Genomic DNA, 21,429 nt, shown 5'->3' on the forward strand with positions numbered 1-21,429 from the left:
GCTAGAGCAGGCGGCGGTCGTTGGCCCAGCGGGTGAGCTCGTGACGGCTCGACAGCTGCAGCTTGCGCAGCACGTTGGACATGTGGGTCTCGACCGTCTTGATCGAGATGAACAGCTCGCCGGCGACCTCCTTGTAGGAGTAGCCGCGGGCGATGAGGCGCATCACCTCGCGCTCTCGTTCGGTCAGACGGTCGAGGTCCTCGTCGATGTCGGCGATCGCGATCGTGCCCGCGAAGGCGTCGAGCACGAAACCCGCCAGGCGTGGCGAGAAGACCGCGTCTCCCCCGGAGACCCGCTGGATCGCGGCGACCAGCTCGGAGCCAGTGATGGTCTTGGTGACGTAACCGCGGGCGCCGCCACGGATGGTGCCGATGACGTCCTCGGCGGCGTCGGAGACCGAGAGCGCGAGGTAGCGCGGGGACCCGTCGACAGCCGGTGCCTTGCGCATCACCTCGACACCGCCCCCGCCGGGGAGGTGCACGTCGAGGAGCACCACGTCGGGCTTGCCCTCGGCGATCGCCTTGACCGCGGTGTCGACGTCCTCGGCCTCCCCGACGATCCGGATGACCGGCGACCGGCTCAGCTCGGCGCGTACGCCGGTGCGGAACATCGCGTGGTCGTCGACGATGACGACCTTGACCTCACTCATCGTTCCTCTTTCCGTTCTCGGGAGTCCGCGGCTGCTTCAGCCGCACCTCCGTGCCCTCACCAGGAGACGATCTCACCACAGCGCTGCCGCCGTGGCGCGACATCCGGTCGATGATGCTGTCGCGTACGCCGTGCCGGTCCGCGGAGACCTCGTCGAGGACGAAGCCGGCGCCGCGGTCACGGACGAAGACCTCGAAGGCCTCCTCGGTCGCCTCCGCGTAGACATCGACCCGGCCGGTGCCCGCGTGCTTGGCGGCGTTGGTGACGGCCTCGCGGGTGGCCGCGACGATGGGACGTACGGTCTCGTCGAAGGGACCGTCGCCGACCACCACCACGTCGACGGTCACACCGTGGGCGTCCTCGACCTCCGCGGCGGCCGCCTTCAGCGCGGCGGCGAACGTCTCGTCGGCATCGGTCGGGGTCGAGAAGAGCCACTCCCGCAGGTCGCGCTCCTGGGCGCGGGCGAGCTTCTGCACCATCGCCGGATCGCCGGAGTTGCGCTGGATCAGGGCGAGGGTCTGCAGGACGGAGTCGTGCAGGTGGGCAGCCATGTCGGCACGCTCCTGGGACCGGATCCGCTCCTCGCGCTCGCTGCCGAGGTCGCTGGCGAGCTGGCGTACCCACGGACCGGCGACGAGGAAGCCCGCGCCGAGCACGATCAGCCCGGCGATGATCAGCGCGGTGGCGTTGCCGAGGTCGAGCTGGCCGCCGGCCAGGATCACCGCGAAGAGCATCAGCCCGACGCCGACACCGACCCGGACGTACGCCTGCCAGCCGCCCTTGCCGAAGACCATCCGCACCAGGTCGAGGCGCCCGGTGCCGTCGATCCAGCGCTCCCGCTGGGCGGCGTCGGCCTGGCGCCACAGCAGCGCGACCCCGGCGACGCCGAGCATCGCCGGCCAGATCAGCGCACCGGCACCGAGCATCGTGTCGAAGATGACCACCGCGCCGAAGCCGAGGGCGAGCAGCGCGATCGCCGGCCCCTTGTCGACCCCGGCCGGCCGGGCCGACGGGCGGCGGCCCCCGCGGGTGGCGCTCTCGCCGCCCGGGGTGGACTGCTCGAGGAGGGGCGCGGCGGGGATGAAGATCCACAGCGCGGCGTAGAGCACCACGCCGAAGCCGCTGAACACGGCGGTCACCACGAAGAACGCGCGCACGGCCAGCACCGGCAGACCGAGGTGGTCGGCCAGACCGGCGGCCACACCGCCGATCACCGACGCGTCGGTGTCGCGGTAGGCGCGGCGTACTGCTGAAGCGGAGCCCGCAGCAACGGGCCCCGTCGGCTCCGGGGGCGGTGGCGGCAGCTCCGCTGTCGCAGGGGTAGTCGTCATGATGACACCATCGTCACACCTCCCACGGGCGCTGACCATGAGGATTCACCCTGATCCTGGCTCGACGAGAACTCAGGGCCGTCCCTGATGGTGTGCAGGGTCACGAGGGGTCAGAGTAGGGGTGTGACGATCCCGCCCGAGGCGCCGCTGCCTCCCACCCCGGAGCCGCCACCGCCTGTTTCCGAGCCGCGCACCCGCCCGAATGGCGAGCAGCTGCGCAATCTCAGCAACCTGCGGCGTACGACCCATGCCTCCCCGGAGGGACGGCACATCGCCGGTGTCGCGGGTGGGATCGCGCGCCATCTCGACATCGATCCGCTCCTGGTGCGGGTGCTGCTGGTGGTCGCGGTGTTCTTCGGGGGAGCCGGTGGGATCGTGTACGTCGCGGCCTGGGTGCTCGCGCCCGAGGAGGGCGCCGAGGACGGGATGATCCCCGTCGGGCCGCCGGCGCGTAACCTCCTCCTCTGGATCGCCGGTGGCATCGCGTCGATCTCCCTGCTCGGTGACGCGTTCGGCGACACCAGCGTGCCCTGGTTCTGGCTTGCGGTGCTCGCGGTCGTCGCGATCTGGTACGCCAACCGCGGCAAGCTCAGCGGCAGGCGCAGCGGGCAGCCATCGCCGATGACATCCACGTCGGGCCCGTCGACCACCTCGACCGCATCGACCGCATCGACCACTTCGACCACAGCTCCGGCGACCGCTCGCCTGGACGCTCCTCCCGCACGGACGAGCTACCTCCCGGCTCCGTGGCCACCTGGCTCGTACGACCCCACGATGCCGGTGCCGCAGGCCGCCCGCCGGCGACCGCCGCTGCTGTTCGGTCGTGCCGTCGCGGTCGCCGCCCTGGTGATGGGAGTCCTCGGTCTCGTCGATGTCGCGGACTGGGCGCCCGTTCCGACCAGTGCCTATCCGGCCGCGCTGCTGGCCGTCTTCGGTGGCTTCCTGGTGCTCGGTGCCTTCTGGGGACGGGCCGGCGGGCTGATCTTCCTCGGGCTGCTGGCCCTGGCCGCGCTGCCGCTCACCATGATCGACCTCGCGGACATCGATACCGGCAGCAGCATCGAGTCCCGCCCGCAGAGCGTCGCGGACCTGGAGAGCTCCTACGAGATCGACGCCGGCGCGATCGTCCTGGATCTGAGCGCCATCGACCCGAAGACGTTCGCCGGCCGCGATCTCGACATCAGCAGCTCGTTCGGCGAGATCACCGTGATCGTCCCCGACGACGCCACCGTGACGGTGGAGGCCACGATCGACGCCCTGGGCGAGGCGCAGGTCTTCGACGAGACCCGCAGCGAGGCCGGCGGGTTCAGCCTGGAGCGCACCCACGTCGCCGGTGAGACCGGCAGCAAGCCGGGCATCGCCGACGACGCCGACCTCGAGCTGACCGCATCGGCCGATCTCGGTGCGATCAACGTCTACCAGGAGAGCGACCCCCGAGCCGCACGCTTCGTCGAGACACCCGAGAGGAGCACCCCGTGAGCTATGACTACGGCCCGCCACGCTTCGAGGACCAGGCTCAGCCGCCCCAGCGCACCGGCAAGCACCCGGTCAACATCGGCCACCTCGTCATGGGGCTCGCCTTCCTCGTCTTCGTCGTCGTCTGGGCTCTGATCGAGACGGACACCGTGGCCATCCACAGCGTCGAGGACCTCCGCTGGCTCCTCCCGCTCCCCTGGATCGTCGGCGGCTCCATCGGCCTGCTCGCCGCGCTGCTCCGAAAGAGCTGACGCGCCCCCTAGGACGTCGTCACGCTCCACCGCCCGAGCAGCTCGCCTTCCTGGGGCGGCGGTCCGGGCAGTCGTCGGCGGGCCGCCTCGGCGCGCAGCCCGTCGCAGAAGAGGGCCAGGTAGCGCCGGCGCAGGGCGGCGCTGCGTACGTCGTCTCCTACGTCGATGCGACCGATCTGCTCGAGGAGAAGAGTGATGTCGGCACGGGTCACGTCGGGGCGGAGGATGCCGCTGCCGCGTGCGCCCCGCAGGAGCCGGTTGGTGGTGTCGATCGCCAGTCTGTCCAGGTCACGTAGGCCCTGATCGACGTCGACCTCGCCGCGCAGCGCGAGGGTGAGCCGCGGGAGCCCGTCGTCGAGCACCTGGCGCAGAAAGTCCGTGAACGCGTGCCAGGGGTCCTCGGTGTCACTCAGCGCCGCCTCCGCGAATGCGATGTAGCGGCGGTAGTTGTCGGCAGCGACCGCCCGCAGCAGCGCCTGCTTGTTGGCATAGCGCCGGTAGAGCCCCGCCACGCCCATCCCGGCCTCCTCGGCGACCGCGGCCATGGTCGCGCGCGGATCCCTGAGCAGCACGTCGCGAGCGGCCATCAGGACCGCGCGGTCTGCGTTGAGGGGCGGCATGCCCCACACCCTACGTCGGGGCGCCCGCCTCAGGCCGTACGTGCCGGTGTGATCTCGGCCAACGCCGCGATCGGCCGGTTCGGGTAGTCCGCGAACACCCCGTCGACGCCCGCCTCGAAGAGGCGATTCGCCTGGTCACGACCCGCTTTCAGGGTCCAGACGAAGACCTTCAAGCCGTGCCGGTGGGCCTCGTCCGCCAGGCCGGTCGGCGGCTGCCCCTTCTTGCGGACCATCGACTTCTTGGGGCCGATGGCCTGGGCATACGTCGCGATCTCGGCGCAGTCGACCGCGCCCCACTTCTTGTCGACGAGCTGCACCAGCGCCAGGTCGGTGCGGGTGCTCAACTCGCGCACCCAGGCCTCGTCGAAGCTCTGCAGCCACACCCGTTGCGTGGGCAGCCCCGGCAGTCTGTTCCAGGCGTCGACGCCGTGGTCGGCCAGGGTCCGCAGGAGGGTCTCCGTGACGGGGAGGCCGATCGAGGCGAAGTACGTCGGGTGCTTGACCTCCACGTGCAGGCCCACCCGCCGCCCGCGACGCTGCGACTCGTCGGCGACGAGCAGCAGCAGGGTGTCGAGGGTGATGATCGGCTGGCTCGTCGTCGGAGCCCCGAGGGTCAACAGTTCGGGAAAGGTGAAGTCCTCCGTGAACCAGCCGGTCCACTTCTTGCCGCTGACGACCTTGGTCGTACGCCGGTCCGCGAACTCCTCGTGCGAGGCCACGTCCGTGGTGCGGCTGAGCTCGTTCTCGTGCCGGAGCACCATCACCCCGTCCTTGGTCATCACGACGTCGGTCTCGAGCGCGTCGACGCCTTGGCGCAACGCCAGGCGATAGGACTCCAAAGAGTGCTCCGGAAGATAACCGGGCGCTCCACGATGGCCGATCACAAGAGGACGGTGGGCCGGTGCCATGACGCCAGCGTGCGTGGCAGCGGCGACACCGCGGTGGGTGCGGCGTGAATGGGAGGTGACGAGCGGCGGGCGGTTCGGGTGGCGGCCGGGTGGATGTTCGTCTAGGTATGCAGACGAACCGTCGCTTCCCTCGCGGAACTCCACGTGGGATGTGGATGCTCGGCTACATACCTAGACGAGCATCCGCCTCCGCCCCGGCGCGACCTACGGCGTGTCGTCCCCGGACCAGACGACGTTCTCCCGGATCAGCCGAGCCGGCACACCGGCCACCGCCGTACCCGGCTCGACCTTCTGGTTGCGGACCATCGCGCGCATGCCGACGACCGCGCCGTCGCCGATCTCGGCGTGGCCGGTGACGATGGCGTCGCGACCGAGCCAGACGTGCTCGCCGAACCGGATGTGCGCGCCGTAGGGGTTGATCCGTTGCCCTGTCGAGGCGTCCTCGAGCCGGTGCATGTCGTCGGTGGCGACGTAGACGTTGGCGGCCCAGAGCTGGTCGCGGGCAGCGACGATGGAGCCGCCGTTGCGGGCGTCGATCTGGACGCGCGAGGTGGCGACGAGTCCGCCGGTGAGGACCACCGAGGAGCCGCCGCCGCAGTAGATCTCGCCCCAGACCATGCTCGTGTCCGGGCCGATGAAGATGGTCGGCGAGTCACCGCCGACCAGCAGCGCCTGCATCGAGGTGATGTCGGTGGCGACCACGATCAGCGCGTCCGAGAACGGGTAGAAGCCGAGCAGCTCGATCAGCCGTGGATCGAGCGGGAAGCCGTCGCGGAGGTAGAGCGCGTTGCCGCCCTCGTGCCACCACTCCGGGAGCGGACCGGTGATCTCGCTCAGCTCGAGCCCGGTGAGCACCTCCGGCTCGAGCCCCGCGGCGATGAGCCGCTCCCGATGTACGTCGGTGAGCGGCTCACCCCTGGTCCAAGACATGCCGCGAACCATAACCCGCGCAGATCCGGCGACCGGAAAAACCATTCGCAACCATGCCGATCGATGCTGATAATCGACCAGGTGCGCCGACTCCCTCTCGATCATCCCGGGGTCGCCGACCACCGGTCTGCGGGCAGCTTCCTGTGGTGGATGGCACGAGGGCAGTGGCACACCCTGCTCGGCGGGATGTTCTTCGGCGTCGTCTGGATGAGCGCCCAGGCCGTGATGCCGCTGGTCATCGGGCGGGCGATCGACGAGGGCGTGGCGACCAAGGACGTCCCCACGCTCGCCGCCTACGCAGCCGCGCTGCTCGGCGTCGGGCTCGTGCAGGCGGTCGCCGGCATCGTGCGCCACCGGTTCGCGGTGACCAACTGGCTGACCGCGGCCTACCGGGTCGTGCAGTTGGTGACCCGCCAGTCCGTACGCCTCGGCGCATCGCTCCCCCGCAAGGTCTCGACCGGCGAGGTCGCCGCGATCGGCACCTCCGACCTGTCCCACATCGGTCAGGTCATGGACGTCTCCGCTCGCTTCGCCGGCGCGGTGGTCTCCTTCGTCGTCGTCGCCGTCGTCCTGCTGCAGACCTCGGTCACGCTCGGTCTGGTGGTGCTGGTCGGCGTACCTCTTGTCGTCCTCATGGTCGGTCCGCTGCTCTCGCCGCTGCAGAAGGTCTCGGCCGACCAGCGACACCTGATGGGCGAGCTGTCCAACACCGCCTCCGACATCGTGGGCGGGCTGCGGGTGCTGCGTGGGATCGGCGGCGAGGAGGTATTCGGGGCGCGCTACCGGAGGCAGTCGCAGGACGTACGCCACGCCGGGGTCCGCGTCGCGAGGTTGCAGTCCGTGCTCGACGCGATGCAGATCCTGCTGCCGGGGCTGTTCGTCGTCGCCGTCGTCTGGCTCGGCGCGCGGATGGCGGTCGCCGGCGAGATCACCGCGGGACAGCTGGTCGCGTTCTACGGCTACGCGGCGTTCCTGATGCTGCCGCTGCGGACCGTGGTGGAGTACGCCAACAAGCTCATCCGCGCGCGAGTCTCGGCGAAGCGGATCATCAAGGTGCTCGCGCTCGACCCCGACAACGCCTCGATCGACTCCCCGATCCCGATGCCTCCGGGCGGGTCCGAGCTGCGCGACGACGTCTCGGGACTGCGCATCGAACCCGGGCGGCTGACCGCGCTGGTCTCCGAGCAGCCCGACGACACCTCGCGCCTCGCCGACCGGCTCGGCCGGATGACGCCCGACGACCCGACGGACCGCTCGGTCACGCTCGGCGGCGTCGCTCTGCACGACCTCCCCCTGGAGGACGTACGCCGCCGGATCATCGTCTCCGACACCAGCACCCAGCTCTTCTCGGGCCCGTTGGGCGAGGTCCTCGACGTCACCGGCCTGGCCGGCAGCACGATCACCGAGGCAGCCGTCCGCACAGCCTCGGCCGAGGACATCCTGGAGGCACTTCCCGACCGCTACCGGTCCCAGGTGAGCGAGCGCGGACGGAGCTTCTCCGGCGGTCAGCGCCAGCGGCTGACGCTGGCCCGGGTGCTCACCGTCGACCCCGAGATCCTGATCCTGGTCGAGCCGACCTCGGCGGTCGACGCGCACACCGAGGCCCGGATCGCCTCCCGGCTGCGGGCGCACCGCGCCGGGCGTACGACCGTGGTCACCACCACCAGCCCGCTGCTGCTCGACGCTGCCGACGTCGTCGTCTTCATCGAGGACGGGAAGGTCGCCGCCACCGGCAGCCACCACGAGCTGATGACCAGTTTCCCCGGCTACCGCCGGGTGGTCGTCCGAGACGTACAGGAATACGTACAGGAAGAGGTCACGACGTGACGACCGCGCTCCCGGTGGCGACCGACAAGGACGTCCGCGCCTACGTCGCCACCCTCGCCCGCCGCCATCCGCGGATGCTCTGGGGCGCGCTGGGCCTGCACCTGCTCGCCGCGGGCGCCGCGCTGGCCCCGCCACGGCTGATCGGCGACCTGGTCGAGTCGGTCGAGACCGGCACGACGACCGGACACGTCGATCTGTTGCTCGCACTGCTGGCCGGGTTCCTCGTGGTCCAGGTGCTGCTCACCCGCTACGCCCGGTTCCTCTCTCAGGTCCTGGGCGAGCAGGTGCTGGCCGAGCTGCGCGAGGAGTTCGTCGACAACACCCTGGCGCTGCCGCTGGGCACCGTCGAGGACGCCGGCTCCGGCGACCTGCTGACCCGCACCGGCCGCGACGTCGACCAGCTCAACTGGTCGATCCGCTACGCGCTGCCGGAATGGACGATCGCCTGCCTGACCGCGATCGCGACGCTCGCCGCGGCCCTCACCGTCGGCTGGTGGGTCGCGCTCCCGTGCCTGCTCGGTGTGCCGGCGCTCGTGATCGGCCTGCGCTGGTACCTGCGCCGCGCCAAGGGCGGCTACCTCCGCGAGTCGGCGACCTACTCGCAGATCAACTCGACCCTCACCGAGACCGCCGAGGGGTCGCGTACGGTCGAGGCGCTCGGTCTCCAGCGCGCTCGGATCGAGGCGGCCGACGCCGACATCGCGACCTCGTTCCGTGCCGAGCGCTACACGCTGTTCCTCCGTACGGTCTTCTTCCCGGCGATGGAGATCTCCTACCTCGTCCCCACGGTCGCCACGCTGCTGTTCGGCGGCTGGCTCTACACCCAGGGGGTGTGCTCCCTCGGCGACGTCACCGCCGCGACCTTGTACGTCCAGATGCTGATCGACCCGGTCAACCGGATCGTCTCCATCCTCGACGAGCTGCAGATGGGCAACACCTCGCTGGCTCGGCTGCTCGGTGTCGCGCACGTCCCCGACGACCGCGTCGCGACCGGTGCCGAACCCGCCGACGAGAAGATCGAGGCCACCGAGGTGAGGTTCTCGTACGTCGAGGGCCGCGACGTCCTCCACGGGATCTCGATGGACATCGGCGTCGGTGAGCGGGTGGCCATGGTCGGGCCCTCCGGCGCCGGCAAGTCGACGCTCGGCCGGCTGCTCGCGGGCATCCATCCGCCGGGCTCGGGAGCCGTGACGGTCGGCGACGTGCCGCTGGTCGACCTTCCGCTCGACGAGCTGCGCGGCCACGTCGCGCTGGTCACCCAGGAGCACCACGTCTTCGCGGGTACCGTGCGCGACAACCTGGTCCTGGCACGCCCCGGAGCCGCCGACGCGGAGGTGCTCGAGGCACTCGCCGCGGTGGACGCCCGCGAGTGGGTCGTCGCGCTCCCGGACGGCCTGGACACCGAGGTCGGCTCCGGAGGTCGTGCCCTGACCGCGCCCCAGGCCCAGCAGATCGCCCTGGCCAGGCTCGTCCTCGCCGATCCGCACACCCTGGTGCTGGACGAGGCCACGTCCCTGATCGACCCGCGCGCGGCCCGGCACCTGGAGCGGTCCCTGGCCGCGGTGCTGGAGGGACGTACGGTCATCGCGATCGCCCACCGACTCTTCTCCGCGCACGACGCCGACCGCGTCGCCGTGGTCGAGGACGGCCGGATCAGCGAGTTCGGGCCCCACGACGAGCTCGTCGCCGCCGGCGGGTCCTACGCGAAGCTCTGGGACTCCTGGCGCACCTGACCGGTTGGACGGTCAGGTCAGGGTAGTCCGGGAGCGAACTGCCCATTTACCGGCCAGTAATAGGCAGCTCGCTCCCGGACTACCCCGGCTCAGCCGGGAAACATCCCGCTGCTCACGTTGAGCCAGGTGCCGGTGATCGCGCCGGCGCCGTCGGAGGCGAGGAAGGTCGCGGTGTCGGCGACCTCCTTCAGCCGCGGCGAGCGCTTGGTCATCCGCATGTCGTCGAGGTTCGCCCGGATCCCGTCGAGCGCCTCCTCCGGGAGCCGCGTCCCGACGACCCGCTCGAACTTCTCCGGGGTGAAGGTCTCGGTGATCCCGGCGGTCCAGATCCCCACGACGCGTACGCCGGAGGGCCCGACCTCCGCAGCCAGATCCCGGACCAGGGCGTCGAGGGCACCGTCGGCGGCGCTGGTGCCGCCCATGCCCGGCGCCGAGCCGCGGGCGGAGCCCGAGTCGAGAGCGAGGACCACCCCACGACCCTGCGCGACCATCTGCCGGGCGGACGCCCGGGCGGTGTGGAAGGAGCCGGTGATGCCACGTACGACCGGCTGGGTGTAGTCGGCGGCCGAGATCTCCAGCAGCGTCTGCCCCTGGATGTCACCCCGGTCGGCGACGTTGAACGAGATGTCGAGCGAGCCGGTCTCGGCGACGACCCGCTCCACGAAGGCGACCACGGCGTCCTCGTCGAGGATGTCGACCACCCCGTAGCCAGCGGCGCCGACCTCTGCGGCCTTGGCCGCGAGCGTGGCCTCGGTGCGACCGGCCAGGTAGACCGTGGCGCCCGCGTCGGCGAAGGCCTTCGCGGTGGTCGAACCGATGTCGCCCGCGCCGCCCCAGACGATGGCGGTGCGGTCCTGAAGCTGTGCATTCATGGTGTCTCCTGAGCTGTTCTCACGCACCTGGTGTGCGTGATCTGCCCGTAGGACGTACGCCGCCTCATCCACTCATCGGGTGAGGCGAAACTTTTTTCAGGTGAGTGCCTGCGGGAGGCCGAAGGCCGGGAAGAGATGCGGCTCGAACGTGGTGATCTGGGCGACCCGGCCGTCGACCACCCGGAGCACGTCGAGCACCTGCGGCCGGTAGATCGTGGTCCCCGGGCGGCGTACGTAGCCGGCGACGGCGGGCATCCGGTTCGCACTCGCGGGAAGGAAGCGCCATTCGCCGAAGTAGGTCGGTGAGGACGGGTCCAGACTGGGCATCACGAAGTCCATCAGCGACTGGCGGGTGGTGAACCAGAACGGGTTCGGCGGCATGGTCAGCACGGCGTCGCTGGTCAGGAGCTCGGCGATGCCCTCGCGCCAGTTGCTCGCCCCGGCCGCGATGTAGGCGTCGACGACCTTGCGCTCCTCCTCGGTCGGCCCCTCGGTGCGCCAGGCCGACCGGTCCTCCGGCAGATGACGGCGCAGGGCGGGCTTAGCCCGCTGGAGCAGCGAGTTGACCGTGGCGACACTGACCGAGAGCGCGGCCGCGGTGTCGGCAGCCGACCAGCCGAGCACCTCGCGGAAGACGAACACCGCACGCTGCTGCGGGGTCAGGTGCTGGATCGCGGTGAGGAAGACCAGCTCGATCGTCTCGCGCGCGACCGCCTCCTCCTCCGGGCGCTCCGGCTCGAGCAGGGCGTCCGGGAACGGCTGGAGCCACTCCAGCAGCTCCGGAGGCTCACCGGTGCCGTGGTCGAAGCCCGGCAGCGGTGCGTACGTCCTCGGGCGCCGCTCGTTGCGGCGCAGGAAGTCGAGGCAGGTGTTGGTCGCGATCCGGTAGAGCCACGCGCGCATCGCCTCGGGGTCGGTCAACTGGTCGCGCCGCTCCCACGCCTTGATCAGGGTCTCCTGCACGAGATCCTCGGCCTCGTCGAAGCTCGCCACCATCCGGTAGCAGTGCACTCTCAGCTCACGCCGGTGCTTCTCGGCGGCCTCGACGAACAGGTCGGCAATCACGCTCATAGCGGGTGAGCGTAGTGGCTGCTCCTCAGGCGGGGTCCCGACAAGCTCGACCACCGGAGGCGGGGTGCAACACAACCCGCCAGCACGACGTATCGCGTATGTGGGACGGTCCTCCCAGGGTCCCGGCCGCTGTCGAGTGAAATGATCTCCCGGCCGGGGCCCTGGGTCTCCCGGACTGCTCAGACCAGGGCGCGCAGCTTGGGCAGGATCTCCTCGCCGTACAGCTTGAGGAACTTCGCCTGGTCCGGGCCCGGTGCGTGGAAGACCAGGTGGGTGAAGCCCATGTCGAGGTATTCCTTGATCCGGGCGACATGCTCGTCGGGGTCGGTGGAGACGATGAACCGCTTGGCGGTCGCCTCGGTCGGCAGCGCGTCGGCGAGACGCTGCATCTCGACCGGGTCCTCGACGGAGTGCTTCTGCTCGGGGGTCAGACCGAGGGCGCCCCAGAAGCGGGTGGCCTCCATGGCGTCCTCCAGCGAGTGGTCGAAGGAGACCTTGACCTCGATCATCATGTCGACGTCCTCCGGCTTGCGCTCGGAGAGCTCGATGCCGGTGCGAACGGCCGGGAGCAGCGTCTCGGTGTAGAGCTCGGCGCCCTTGCCGGAGGTGGTGATGTAGCCGTCGCCGGCGCGGCCGGCGTACTTCGTGGCGGCCGGGCCGGAGCCGGCCAGGTAGATCGGGACCGGGATCTCGGGCTTGTCGTAGATGGTCGCCCGGTCGAGCTGGTAGTAGTCGCCCTCGAAGGTGACCCGGTCCTCGGTCCAGAGCTTCTTGATCACACGCACGGCCTCGCGGAACCGGGCGAAGCGCACCTTGCCCTCGGGCCACTCCACGCCCAGCGGCGCCTCGTTCATCGCCTCGCCGGTGCCCATCCCGAGCACGACCCGGCCGGGGAAGAGCGAGCCGAGGGTCGCGAAGGACTGCGCCACGATCGCCGGGTGGTAGCGGAACGTCGGGGTGAGCACCGAGGTGCCCATCGTGATCCGCTCCGTGCGCGCGCCGAGCGCGCCCAGCCAGGTCATCGCGAACGGCGCGTGCCCACCGTCGTGCCGCCACGGCTGGAGATGGTCGGAGATGAAGACCGAGTCGAAACCCTGCTCCTCCGCCATCACGCCGTAGTTCAGCAGCTCCGTGGGTGCGAACTGCTCGTTGGACGCCTTGTATCCGAACCTGATCTCCGTCACACGGTCACGGTAGCCTCCTCGGCATGAAGCTTGCGATGCCCCTGACCTACTTCGGCAACCCGCGCGAGACCGCAGACCAGGTCGTCGGCCTGGAGAAGGCCGGGCTCGACCAGCTCTGGGTCGCAGAGCCCTACGGCTTCGACGCGGTCTCTCTGCTCGGCTACCTGGCCGCCAAGACCGAGACCGTCGAGCTCGGCGCGGGCATCCTCAACATCTACAGCCGTACGCCCGGAGCGCTGCTCCAGACCGCGGCCGGCCTCGACAACGTCTCCGGCGGCCGCGCGATCCTCGGCCTCGGCGCGAGCGGGCCCCAGGTCATCGAGGGCTTCCACGGGGTGGCGTACGACAAGCCGTTGACGCGCACCCGCGAGATCATCGCGCTGCTGCGCGCCGGGCTGCGTGGTGAGCGGCTGCAGAGCGACGGCCTCTACAAGCTGCCGCTGCCTGCCGACCAGGGCACCGGGCTCGGCAAGCCGCTCAAGCTGCTCAACAAGCCCGAGCGTGCCGACACCCCGCTGTGGGTCGCCGCGCTCGGCGACAAGAACGTCGCCATGACCGCCGAGGTCGCCGACGGCTGGCTGCCGTTCCAGTTCCTCCCGGACAAGGCCCGCGACGTGTGGGGCGAGGCCATCGACAAGGGTCTGGCCAAGCGCTCCGCCGACCTGAAGCCGCTGGAGATCTCCGCCGGCGGGCTCCTCGCGATCACGGAGGACCCGGAGGAGATCACGCGCCATCGTGACTCGATGCGCGGCCTGATCGCGCTGTACGTCGGAGGCATGGGCGCGCGCGGCAAGAACTTCTACAACGACATGGCCGTCAAGTACGGCTTCGGCGACGCGGCCAAGAAGATCCAGGACCTCTACCTCGACGGGCACAAGCGCGATGCCGAGGCCGAGGTCCCCGAAGCCTGGCTCGAGGCCGGCAACCTGGTCGGACCGGAGTCGTTCGTGAAGGAGCGGATCGCCGCCTTCAAGGAGGCCGGCGTCACCAGCCTCCAGGTCACGCCCGCCTTCGGCACCGACGCACTCGCGTCGATCGCCCAGGTCAAGGAGTGGCTGGCCTGATCCTCCGGTCGGCTGTGAACTCGCAACATCCTCCTGATGCACGGCGTCCGCGAGGAGCCGTTGCCGGAAAGACCAGTGGGCACGGCGACACCCGGCGCGCCTCCCTCGTCGCACTCTCGGCGACCGGCGGGGTCATCACCAGCGTGATCTGGTGGCCGAGCGGGCTCGCCCGGGGCGAACGAACATTCGTTCAGGGGTAGATCCTCGAATGAACGTTCATTCACGAGCACACCCGCGAACGAACGTTCATTCACCAGCAAACACCGCTGGTCCGAGTCCGGTGTGACCTGCGCCGATGCGCGAGCAGTTCCGCCACTCGTCTCATCAGCCGCCGCCGATGCCAGGCCCGCGACCCCGAGATCCGCGCCGGTACTGACCGCTCGGCTGCGAATTCGGCGAAGTGACTTTACGATGTGCCCAACGACTCGGGTCGCTCGGCCCGGTCGCTCCACTTCACTGACATGCGGGGCGTGCGACATGGGGCCAGACGACCAGGACAAGACGAGACCCGGTACGCCGCGGCCCACGCCGCCTCCGGCGACGCCCGCACCGGCGAACCCGGTCGACCCGGACGCGACCCGGATCCCCGGCACCAGCGCTACTCCGCCGCCTCCTCCGCCGCCCCCGCCGTCGTTCCCTCCGCCTCCTCCGTCGTCTCCGCCGCCGGCCACGCCGCCGCCGGCCGCACCACCGACGGCCCAGCAGCCGTCGGCACCGCCCCCGCCGCCACCGCCCACGATGGCGATGCCTGCGGCGCCGCCCAGCGGCTACGGCCCGCCTCCTGGGCAGCCGCCGGGCGCCTACGGCTCGGGCTATGGGCTGCCGCCGCACCACCAGCCGAAGAAGAGCCGGAAGGGGCTGCTGATCGGGCTGGGCGCGGCCGGTGCGTTGGTGCTCGTCGCGCTGCTCGGGACCGGGGCGTGGGCGTTCTTCACCGGGCGTCTCGGCTTCGGCCCGCTGAGTGCGGAGGACAAGAAGGCGGTGACCGCGATCGCCGCCGACGCGCCCACACCGGCCTGGGCCTCGGACAGCGACGCGAAGTGTGCCGCGGATCAGCTGGTCAAGGACGAGCGCAGCGATGCCCTGCGCGAGGCCGGGCTGATCAAGGTCAGCGGCGAGAGCGTGACCTTCACCGGCACCTGGCGAGGGCCTCAGGCGACGGCGTACTCCGAAGGCCTGCTCTCCTGCTCGGGTGACTGGAGCGCCGCGATCGGCAAGGAGTGGGCGCTGGCCGACACCGACTGTCTCGGCGACATCGACCAGAAGGCGATGGCCGGCCTGATCACCACCCAGATCATGGAGGTCGAGGATGCCGGCGTCACGAAGCAGGCCGACAAGGCGGTCTCGGCGCTGGACGAGTGCTACGTGAGCGACGAGCTCAGCGCACCGACCGCGACCGCGACTCCTGCGGTGCTCGGCGTCGACTTCGCCGTCGAGGCCCCTGCCGTCGAGGGCAGCGACGTCGTCCTGCGGGCGAAGTCCGCCGACTCCTCGGAGTGGACCCCGGTGACCGACGGGAAGGTCAACATCCCCGTCCGCGAAGGCGGCCAGGAGGGTTGCGCCACCATCGAGGCGGCGATCAACTATCCGTGGGGCACCACCAAGACCAGCGAGACCGAAGCCTGCGGCAAGGCGAAGGACCGGCGACTGTGGTGGACGAAGGACAAGTCCTGCGCCCAGCCCAGGTACGCCCCGTGCAGCTCCTGGACGCTCCACTACGAGGGCTACGAGCTCCTCTCCACCGTCACGATCAAGCTGAAGCTCAACGGCGGCAACTGCCGGTCGGCCTCGGGATCGTGCTCGGACAGGGCCTTCGTCACCAAGCCGAGCGGCACCTGGACCAACTGGACCGCCCCCAAGGGCTGGAAGGACCGGTTCACCGCCGAGGTCGACGGGCTCACCGCCGTCCTTCCGAACTGACCCACATGTCGAAATGAACCCTGGCGTCTTAACAATCGGTCTCGCCCGTGGCGTTGCCGCACGACGATCGTTGACGGGACGCTAGGGTTTCGACAGAGGTCGGAATCAGTTAAAAAAATCAGGGCGAGGTTCTCAAGATGGTGGCGTTCCCCCAGGAAGGCGAGCAGTTCGGTCGCTACGTGATCGAGCGGGTCCTGGGTCAAGGTGGCATGGGTGTCGTCTACCAGGCGAAGGACCCGGCGCTGCGACGCAAGGTGGCGCTGAAGCTGGTGCTGCCCTCGCTCACCGTCGACAAGGACTTCATCACCCGCTTCGAGCGGGAAGCCAACATCCTGGCCAAGCTGCGCTCTCGCAACATCGTGCAGATCATCGAGTACGGCGAGGTCGAGGGCACCGTCTACCTCGTCACCGAATACGTCCCCGACGGTGACCTGCACGGCTGGCTGAAGACCAAGGGTCCGCTCGAGACCGTCCAGGCGCTCCGCCTGGTCGGCGACGTCAGCGACGCACTCTTCGACGCCCACCGCGCCGGCGTCGTCCACCGCGACGTGAAGCCGTCCAACGTGCTCCTGTGGGAGCGCCAGGAGGGTGAGCTCGTCCCCTACCTGACCGACTTCGGCATCGCGACCGAGGGCGACTCCAACGTGACCCGGGCCGGGTCCGTCGTGGGCTCGCTGCCCTACATGTCGCCCGAGCGTCACATGGGCGAGCAGGCGACCGCGTCGGGCGACATCTACGCCGCCGGCTGTCTGCTGTGGGCCTGTCTGACGGGCAAGGCCCCCTACACCGGCTCCGACTTCGAGCTGATGAGTGCCCACATCAACAGCCCGGTGCCGCGGCTGCCCGCCTCGACTCCTGGCGCCGACCTGCTCAACCCGATCATCCAGCGGGCGCTGGCCAAGAAGCCGGAGAACCGCTTCCGCACCGCCGCCGAGCTCGCCAAGGCGCTCGACAAGGCCGCCGACCGGCTCGAGGAGAGCGGGCTCGGTGGTGGCGTCGTCGGCGGCGCTGCCGGAGCCGCTGCCGCCGATCTGGGCTCGCGACCCGGGGTCACCTGGGACACCACCGCGGACGGCACCTCCGGTGCCGGCGCCGACGCACCCGAGGCCGAGGCCCAGCCGACGGTCGTCAAGCGTCCGGGAGACGGCACCCCGACCCCCGCTCCGCTCGCCAACGAGACCGACTCCACGGTCGTGCACAGCGGCAAGGGCCTCCCCCATGCCGCTGCCGCCGCGGGGGCGACAGGTGCCGGCGGCGGGACCGGTGCCGGCCAGCCCGAGTGGCTGCCGTCCCACCACTCCAGCGCCGGCCAGGGCGACGGCGGCGACAAGAAGAAGCGCTACGCTCTCATCGGCGGCGGAGTCGCCGCAGTCCTTCTCATCGGAGCCGGCATCTTCACCCAGGGCTTCGGCATCTTCGGCCTCCACGGCGACGACGCCAAGGCCGCAGAGGCGATCGCCAGCGGCGTACCCAAGCCCGGGTGGGCCACCGAGGACCAGATGACCTGCGCGGCCGAGAGCCTGGTCGAGAAGGTTCCCGCCGCGGAGCTGCGCTCCCACGGTGTCGTGGACGCGGGCGACGACTGGACCTACACCGGCGAGTGGCCCGCCGACGACGCGATGAACTTCGCCCGCGGCCTGCTCGACTGCACCGAGTCCTGGTCGACCGAGATCGGGGACAACTGGAAGGTCGGGGACACCCGCTGCATGGAGAAGGAGGTCGACAAGACCTCCATGGCCGGCCTGATCGCGGTCGACGACCTCCTCAAGGACGGGGACCCCGGCGCCGCCGGCCCCGCCAAGGAGAAGGCCGTCGAGGCCCTCGACGCGTGCTACGTGAAGGCCGACGCGCTCGGCGCCAAGGTCACTCCCAAGCCTGCCTACATGCAGGTCGACTTCGACGTGCAGGAGCCCACCGCTCCCGGCGGACAGTCGGAGATCGGGATCGCCAAGGAGGGCAGCACCAGCTACGAGGAGCTCAAGGGCTCCACCTACGAGCTCCCCGTCACCGAGGGTGGCGTCGAAGGCTGCATCGCGGTCAAGACCACCGTCAACTTCGCCTGGGGCACCGAGAAGGCGACCGACGCCGATGTCTGCGGCAACGCCGAGCCGAAGAAGCTCTCGTGGGTCAAGCTGGACAAGTGCACCGACCCGATCTATACGAAGCAGAAGGTCGAGTGCAACACCTGGCGGCTCACGTTCGAGGGCTTCCAGCCGGGCAAGGAGTTCAACGTGAAGCTCACCCGCAACGGCGGCAAGTGCTCCGAGGGCAAGGGCGCGAAGTGCGACTGGCCGGGCATGCCCGACGGCGAGGGCAAGGGTGCGGTCGTCGACTGGTCCGGTCCGAAGGTCTGGAACGACAAGTTCGTCGCGAAGGCACCCGGCGCGAGCGCTCAGATCGACAACTAGTTCGACAACTGGGCGGCGCCCATTAGGCTGCCCAGTGATGAGTGAACAGCCGACACCCCAGCAGATCCGCCGGGCGCTGGCCCGGGTCGAACGCGGCGCAGCCCTGGACGTGGCGGAGGCTTCGGCTCTCCTCGCGGCCGGTGGCGACGACCTCGACCGGCTGACCGCGGCCGCGGCGAAGGTACGCGACGCCGGCCTGGTCGCGGCGGGACGACCGGAGACGGTGACGTACTCCCCCAAGGTCTTCATCCCGGTCACCAAGCTGTGCCGGGACCGATGCCACTACTGCACGTTCGTGGAGACGCCGGGGCAGGCCGAGCGTGAGGGGCGCGAGCCCTACCTGAGCCCCGACGAGATCCTCGAGATCGCCTCCGAGGGCGCGAAGCTGGGCTGTCTGGAGGCGCTGTTCACCCTCGGCGACCGGCCCGAGGACCGGTGGCCGGAGGCTCGGGAGTGGCTGGAGAGTCGCGGCTACGACTCGACCCTCGACTACGTACGGGCGATGGCGGTCCGAGTGCTCGAGGAGACCGGGCTGCTCCCCCACCTCAACCCCGGCGTGATGTCGTGGGAGGAGATGAACCGGCTCAAGCCGGTCTCCCCGTCGATGGGGATGATGCTCGAGACCACGAGCCGCAGGCTGTTCGAGACCAAGGGCGAGGCCCACTACGGCTCCCCTGACAAGGACCCGGCGGTGCGGCTCCGCGTCCTCGAGGATGCCGGACGGCTCTCGATCCCGTTCACCTCCGGGCTGCTGGTCGGCATCGGCGAGACGCTCACCGAGCGCGCGGAGACGATCTTCGCCCTGCGGAAGGTGCACAAGGCGTACGCCGGGCTGCAGGAGATCATCGTCCAGAACTTCCGGGCCAAGCCGTCGACCGCGATGCGTCATGTCGACGACCTCGGACTCGACGAATACCTGGCCGCGATCGCGGTCACCCGCATCGTCCTCGGGCCCAAGGCGCGGGTCCAGGCCCCGCCCAACCTGGTCGATCTCGATGAGTGCCGGGCGCTGCTCGGTGCCGGGATCGACGACTGGGGCGGGGTCTCGCCGCTGACCCCCGACCACGTCAACCCCGAGCGCCCCTGGCCGTCTCTGGACGCGCTGCGCCGGGTCACCGCCGAGGCCGGCTTCACCCTGCGGCCGCGGCTCACCGTCCACCCGGAATACGTCGCCGGCACCCTGCGCGACGGCCAGTCCTGGATCGACCCCCGCGTCCTCTCCCACGTCGAGGCGCTCGCCGACGAGGACGGTCTGGCCCGTGACGGTGTCCGGCCCGAGGGTCGCCCGTGGCAGGAGCCGGACGGCGGGTTCCAGTCGGCCGGGCGGGTCGACCTGCACGCCTCTGTCGACACCACCGGGCGCACCAACGACCGCCGTGACGACTTCGAGACGGTCTACGGCGACTGGGACGCCGTCCGGGAGGCGGCCAGCTCGACCGGCGCTCCGGCGATCCTCCACGCGGAGGGGAACGCCGCTCTCGCCGCCGCCGAGAAGGACCCCGGCAACCTCTCCGACGAGCACGCGCTGACCCTGATGACCGCCGAGGGCGACCTGTTGCGCCAGGTCACCAGGCTCGCCGACGACCTGCGCAAGGAGGTCAACGGCGACACCGTGACGTACGTCGTCAACCGCAACATCAACTTCACCAACGTCTGCTACGTCGGCTGCCGGTTCTGCGCCTTTGCCCAGCGACGGACCGACGCGGATGCGTACTCCCTCGACCTGGACCAGGTCGCCGACCGTGCCGAGGAGGCGTGGAACCTCGGCGCCACCGAGGTCTGCATGCAGGGCGGCATCGACCCGGAGCTTCCGAGCACGGCCTACTTCGACCTCGTCCAGGCCGTGAAGCAGCGCGTACCGGAGATGCACGTGCACGCGTTCAGCCCGATGGAGATCGTCAACGGCACCGCCCGCACCGGGCTGTCGATCGAGGACTTCCTGATCAAGGTCCGCGAGGCCGGGCTGGGCTCGCTCCCGGGCACGGCCGCGGAGATCCTCGACGACGAGGTCCGTTGGGTGCTGACCAAGGGCAAGCTGCCCGCCAAGACCTGGATCGAGATCGTCTCCACCGCTCACCGCGTGGGCATCCCGACGACGTCGACGATGATGTACGGCCACGTCGACAACCCGCGGCACTGGGTCGGCCACCTCCGCGTCCTCGCCGGCATCCAGGACCAGGCCCGCGAGCACGGAAACGCCGGATTCTCCGAGTTCGTGCCGCTCCCGTTCGTCCACACCAGCGCCCCGATCTACCTCGCCGGCGCGGCCCGCCCGGGTCCGACGCTGCGCGACAACCTCGCCGTCCACGCGCTCGCCCGGATCATGCTCCACGGCCGCATCGACAACATCCAGACGAGCTGGGTCAAGCTCGGCGTCGACGGCACCAGGGCGATGCTCCAGGCCGGCGCCAACGACCTCGGCGGCACCCTGATGGAGGAGACCATCTCCCGGATGGCCGGCTCCGAGCACGGGTCGGCCAAGACCGTCGCCGAGCTCGAGGAGATCGGCGCCGGCATCGGCCGCCCGGTCGCCGAACGGACCACGCTGTACGGGACGCGGTGAACCTGCGGCAGGTGGAGCGGCGGCTCGTCGCGCCGTTCTACCTGAAGATGATGGATTCGAACGTGACCTTCCTGGACACGAGGCGGTACCGAAAGCTGGTCCGCGTCGGACGGAAGGCGACGCACACGGAAGTGAGGGCGTTGCTGCGGGGCGGCTCGCTGACGGTCGATGCGTGGCACGAGGCTGCGGCTGAGTCGCCGGATCGGGCCGCCCTGCTGGCCCATGTCACCGGCGTTGGTCCAGATCATCTGCACTGGCGACCAGTCGTGATGGGCGCCTGGCTCAGCCTTGCCTGCACCCCCGATGAGATCACCGACGACCTCCTGTTCTCACTTGCCCGATGCGACGGCGACCTGACGGCCGCTCCGCTGTGCACGGCAGCTGTCCTGCTCGCCGGCGACGCGGCAGTTGAGCCGCTCAGGTCACATCGCCTTCGAGCGGATGAGTATGAGGCGGACTCAGTGATGTTTCTCGACGCTGCGCTGGAACACCTCGACGAGATCCCGGTGAATCCGGTCGACGAAGGGATGAAGGCGCACTTCCAGCAGTTGGTCGAGTTCGGCCTACGCCTTCGACACGACATCCTGCGATAGAACCGGTCAGCGTCCGAGCCGAACGATCGA

17 protein-coding genes are annotated in these 21,429 nt (G+C 70.2%); 9 read left to right on the forward strand and 8 right to left on the reverse strand.

Going from position 1 to position 21,429, the window contains the following annotated elements; genetic code table 11:
- Position 1: 1 nt before the first annotated feature.
- Both WBG06_RS06780 and WBG06_RS06785 read right to left on the reverse strand, forming a co-directional pair.
- The gene (locus tag WBG06_RS06780; RefSeq protein WP_008364072.1) at positions 2-649 is read right to left on the reverse strand and encodes a LuxR C-terminal-related transcriptional regulator; all 648 of its coding nucleotides are present in this window, start codon (positions 647-649) and stop codon (positions 2-4) included.
- A complete protein-coding gene (locus WBG06_RS06785; protein WP_336735829.1) occupies positions 642-1,979 on the reverse strand; it encodes an ATP-binding protein in 1,338 nt (445 codons plus the stop codon). Before WBG06_RS06785 ends, WBG06_RS06780 begins: the two co-directional genes overlap by 8 nt.
- Positions 1,980-2,102: 123 nt before the next feature.
- Here WBG06_RS06785 and WBG06_RS06790 point away from each other — a divergent pair, with 123 nt between their 5' ends.
- Positions 2,103-3,458, forward strand: a complete 1,356-nt coding sequence (locus WBG06_RS06790) for a PspC domain-containing protein (protein ID WP_336735830.1) — start codon at positions 2,103-2,105, stop codon at positions 3,456-3,458.
- A complete protein-coding gene (locus WBG06_RS06795; RefSeq protein WP_336735831.1) occupies positions 3,455-3,706 on the forward strand; it encodes a hypothetical protein in 252 nt (83 codons plus the stop codon). Before WBG06_RS06790 ends, WBG06_RS06795 begins: the two co-directional genes overlap by 4 nt.
- An 8-nt stretch (positions 3,707-3,714) precedes the next feature.
- Here WBG06_RS06795 and WBG06_RS06800 read toward each other — a convergent pair whose 3' ends face one another.
- The 3 genes from WBG06_RS06800 to WBG06_RS06810 form a co-directional block, all read right to left on the reverse strand.
- Positions 3,715-4,326 (reverse strand): TetR/AcrR family transcriptional regulator, encoded by a 612-nt coding sequence (locus tag WBG06_RS06800; RefSeq protein ID WP_336735832.1) that lies wholly within the window; start codon positions 4,324-4,326, stop codon positions 3,715-3,717.
- A gap of 29 nt (positions 4,327-4,355) precedes the next feature.
- Complete coding sequence (locus WBG06_RS06805; protein ID WP_336735833.1) at positions 4,356-5,234, reverse strand: glycerophosphodiester phosphodiesterase family protein; 879 nt, start codon at positions 5,232-5,234, stop codon at positions 4,356-4,358.
- Between the two features lie 204 nt (positions 5,235-5,438).
- Positions 5,439-6,164, reverse strand: coding sequence for an acyltransferase (locus WBG06_RS06810; protein ID WP_336735834.1), 726 nt, complete (start codon positions 6,162-6,164; stop codon positions 5,439-5,441).
- Positions 6,165-6,245: 81 nt separating this feature from the next.
- Here WBG06_RS06810 and WBG06_RS06815 point away from each other — a divergent pair, with 81 nt between their 5' ends.
- Both WBG06_RS06815 and WBG06_RS06820 read left to right on the forward strand, forming a co-directional pair.
- The gene (locus WBG06_RS06815) at positions 6,246-7,991 is read left to right on the forward strand and encodes an ABC transporter ATP-binding protein (RefSeq protein WP_336735835.1); all 1,746 of its coding nucleotides are present in this window, start codon (positions 6,246-6,248) and stop codon (positions 7,989-7,991) included.
- Entirely contained in the window at positions 7,988-9,724 is a 1,737-nt protein-coding gene (locus WBG06_RS06820) for an ABC transporter ATP-binding protein (protein ID WP_336735836.1), read from the forward strand. The genes WBG06_RS06815 and WBG06_RS06820 overlap by 4 nt, the downstream gene beginning before the upstream one ends.
- Before the next feature lie 89 nt (positions 9,725-9,813).
- Here the strand turns inward: WBG06_RS06820 and WBG06_RS06825 are convergent, their stop codons facing one another.
- From WBG06_RS06825 to fgd, 3 genes are all read right to left on the reverse strand, one after another.
- Positions 9,814-10,596, reverse strand: a complete 783-nt coding sequence (locus WBG06_RS06825) for an SDR family NAD(P)-dependent oxidoreductase (RefSeq protein WP_336735837.1) — start codon at positions 10,594-10,596, stop codon at positions 9,814-9,816.
- 96 nt (positions 10,597-10,692) lie between these two features.
- Positions 10,693-11,667 (reverse strand): RNA polymerase subunit sigma-70, encoded by a 975-nt coding sequence (locus WBG06_RS06830; protein ID WP_336735838.1) that lies wholly within the window; start codon positions 11,665-11,667, stop codon positions 10,693-10,695.
- A 179-nt stretch (positions 11,668-11,846) separates the two neighbouring features.
- A complete protein-coding gene (fgd, locus tag WBG06_RS06835) occupies positions 11,847-12,851 on the reverse strand; it encodes a glucose-6-phosphate dehydrogenase (coenzyme-F420) (protein ID WP_336735839.1) in 1,005 nt (334 codons plus the stop codon).
- A gap of 23 nt (positions 12,852-12,874) precedes the next feature.
- Between fgd and WBG06_RS06840 the strand changes: the two genes are divergently transcribed.
- From WBG06_RS06840 to WBG06_RS06860, 5 genes are all read left to right on the forward strand, one after another.
- Positions 12,875-13,915: an LLM class F420-dependent oxidoreductase gene (locus WBG06_RS06840; RefSeq protein WP_336735840.1), complete on the forward strand. Its 1,041-nt coding sequence runs from the start codon at positions 12,875-12,877 to the stop codon at positions 13,913-13,915.
- A gap of 477 nt (positions 13,916-14,392) precedes the next feature.
- On the forward strand, positions 14,393-15,835 hold the full coding sequence (locus WBG06_RS06845) for a hypothetical protein (protein WP_336735841.1): 1,443 nt from the start codon (positions 14,393-14,395) through the stop codon (positions 15,833-15,835).
- Positions 15,836-15,972: 137 nt separating this feature from the next.
- A complete protein-coding gene (locus tag WBG06_RS06850; RefSeq protein WP_336735842.1) occupies positions 15,973-18,243 on the forward strand; it encodes a serine/threonine protein kinase in 2,271 nt (756 codons plus the stop codon).
- Between the two features lie 37 nt (positions 18,244-18,280).
- Positions 18,281-20,806 carry a bifunctional FO biosynthesis protein CofGH gene (locus tag WBG06_RS06855; protein WP_336735843.1) on the forward strand — a complete coding sequence of 842 codons (2,526 nt, stop codon included), beginning with the start codon at positions 18,281-18,283 and terminating at the stop codon, positions 20,804-20,806.
- Positions 20,803-21,399: a hypothetical protein gene (locus tag WBG06_RS06860; protein ID WP_336735844.1), complete on the forward strand. Its 597-nt coding sequence runs from the start codon at positions 20,803-20,805 to the stop codon at positions 21,397-21,399. The genes WBG06_RS06855 and WBG06_RS06860 overlap by 4 nt, the downstream gene beginning before the upstream one ends.
- The last annotated feature ends 30 nt before the right edge of the window (positions 21,400-21,429 follow it).

This window comes from Nocardioides sp. CCNWLW239 (assembly GCF_037137035.1).
Taxonomy (GTDB): domain Bacteria; phylum Actinomycetota; class Actinomycetes; order Propionibacteriales; family Nocardioidaceae; genus Nocardioides.

Bases quoted from the DNA above. Each gene is read 5' to 3' on its own strand.
- WBG06_RS06780 (WP_008364072.1), bottom strand. From the start codon at position 649: ATGAGTGAGGTCAAGGTCGTCATCGTCGACGACCACGCGATGTTCCGC.
- WBG06_RS06785 (WP_336735829.1), bottom strand. From the start codon at position 1,979: ATGACGACTACCCCTGCGACAGCGGAGCTGCCGCCACCGCCCCCGGAG.
- WBG06_RS06800 (WP_336735832.1), bottom strand. From the start codon at position 4,326: ATGCCGCCCCTCAACGCAGACCGCGCGGTCCTGATGGCCGCTCGCGAC.
- WBG06_RS06805 (WP_336735833.1), bottom strand. From the start codon at position 5,234: ATGGCACCGGCCCACCGTCCTCTTGTGATCGGCCATCGTGGAGCGCCC.
- WBG06_RS06810 (WP_336735834.1), bottom strand. From the start codon at position 6,164: ATGTCTTGGACCAGGGGTGAGCCGCTCACCGACGTACATCGGGAGCGG.
- WBG06_RS06825 (WP_336735837.1), bottom strand. From the start codon at position 10,596: ATGAATGCACAGCTTCAGGACCGCACCGCCATCGTCTGGGGCGGCGCG.
- WBG06_RS06830 (WP_336735838.1), bottom strand. From the start codon at position 11,667: ATGAGCGTGATTGCCGACCTGTTCGTCGAGGCCGCCGAGAAGCACCGG.
- WBG06_RS06840 (WP_336735840.1), top strand. From the start codon at position 12,875: ATGAAGCTTGCGATGCCCCTGACCTACTTCGGCAACCCGCGCGAGACC.
- WBG06_RS06845 (WP_336735841.1), top strand. From the start codon at position 14,393: ATGGGGCCAGACGACCAGGACAAGACGAGACCCGGTACGCCGCGGCCC.
- WBG06_RS06850 (WP_336735842.1), top strand. From the start codon at position 15,973: ATGGTGGCGTTCCCCCAGGAAGGCGAGCAGTTCGGTCGCTACGTGATC.
- WBG06_RS06855 (WP_336735843.1), top strand. From the start codon at position 18,281: ATGAGTGAACAGCCGACACCCCAGCAGATCCGCCGGGCGCTGGCCCGG.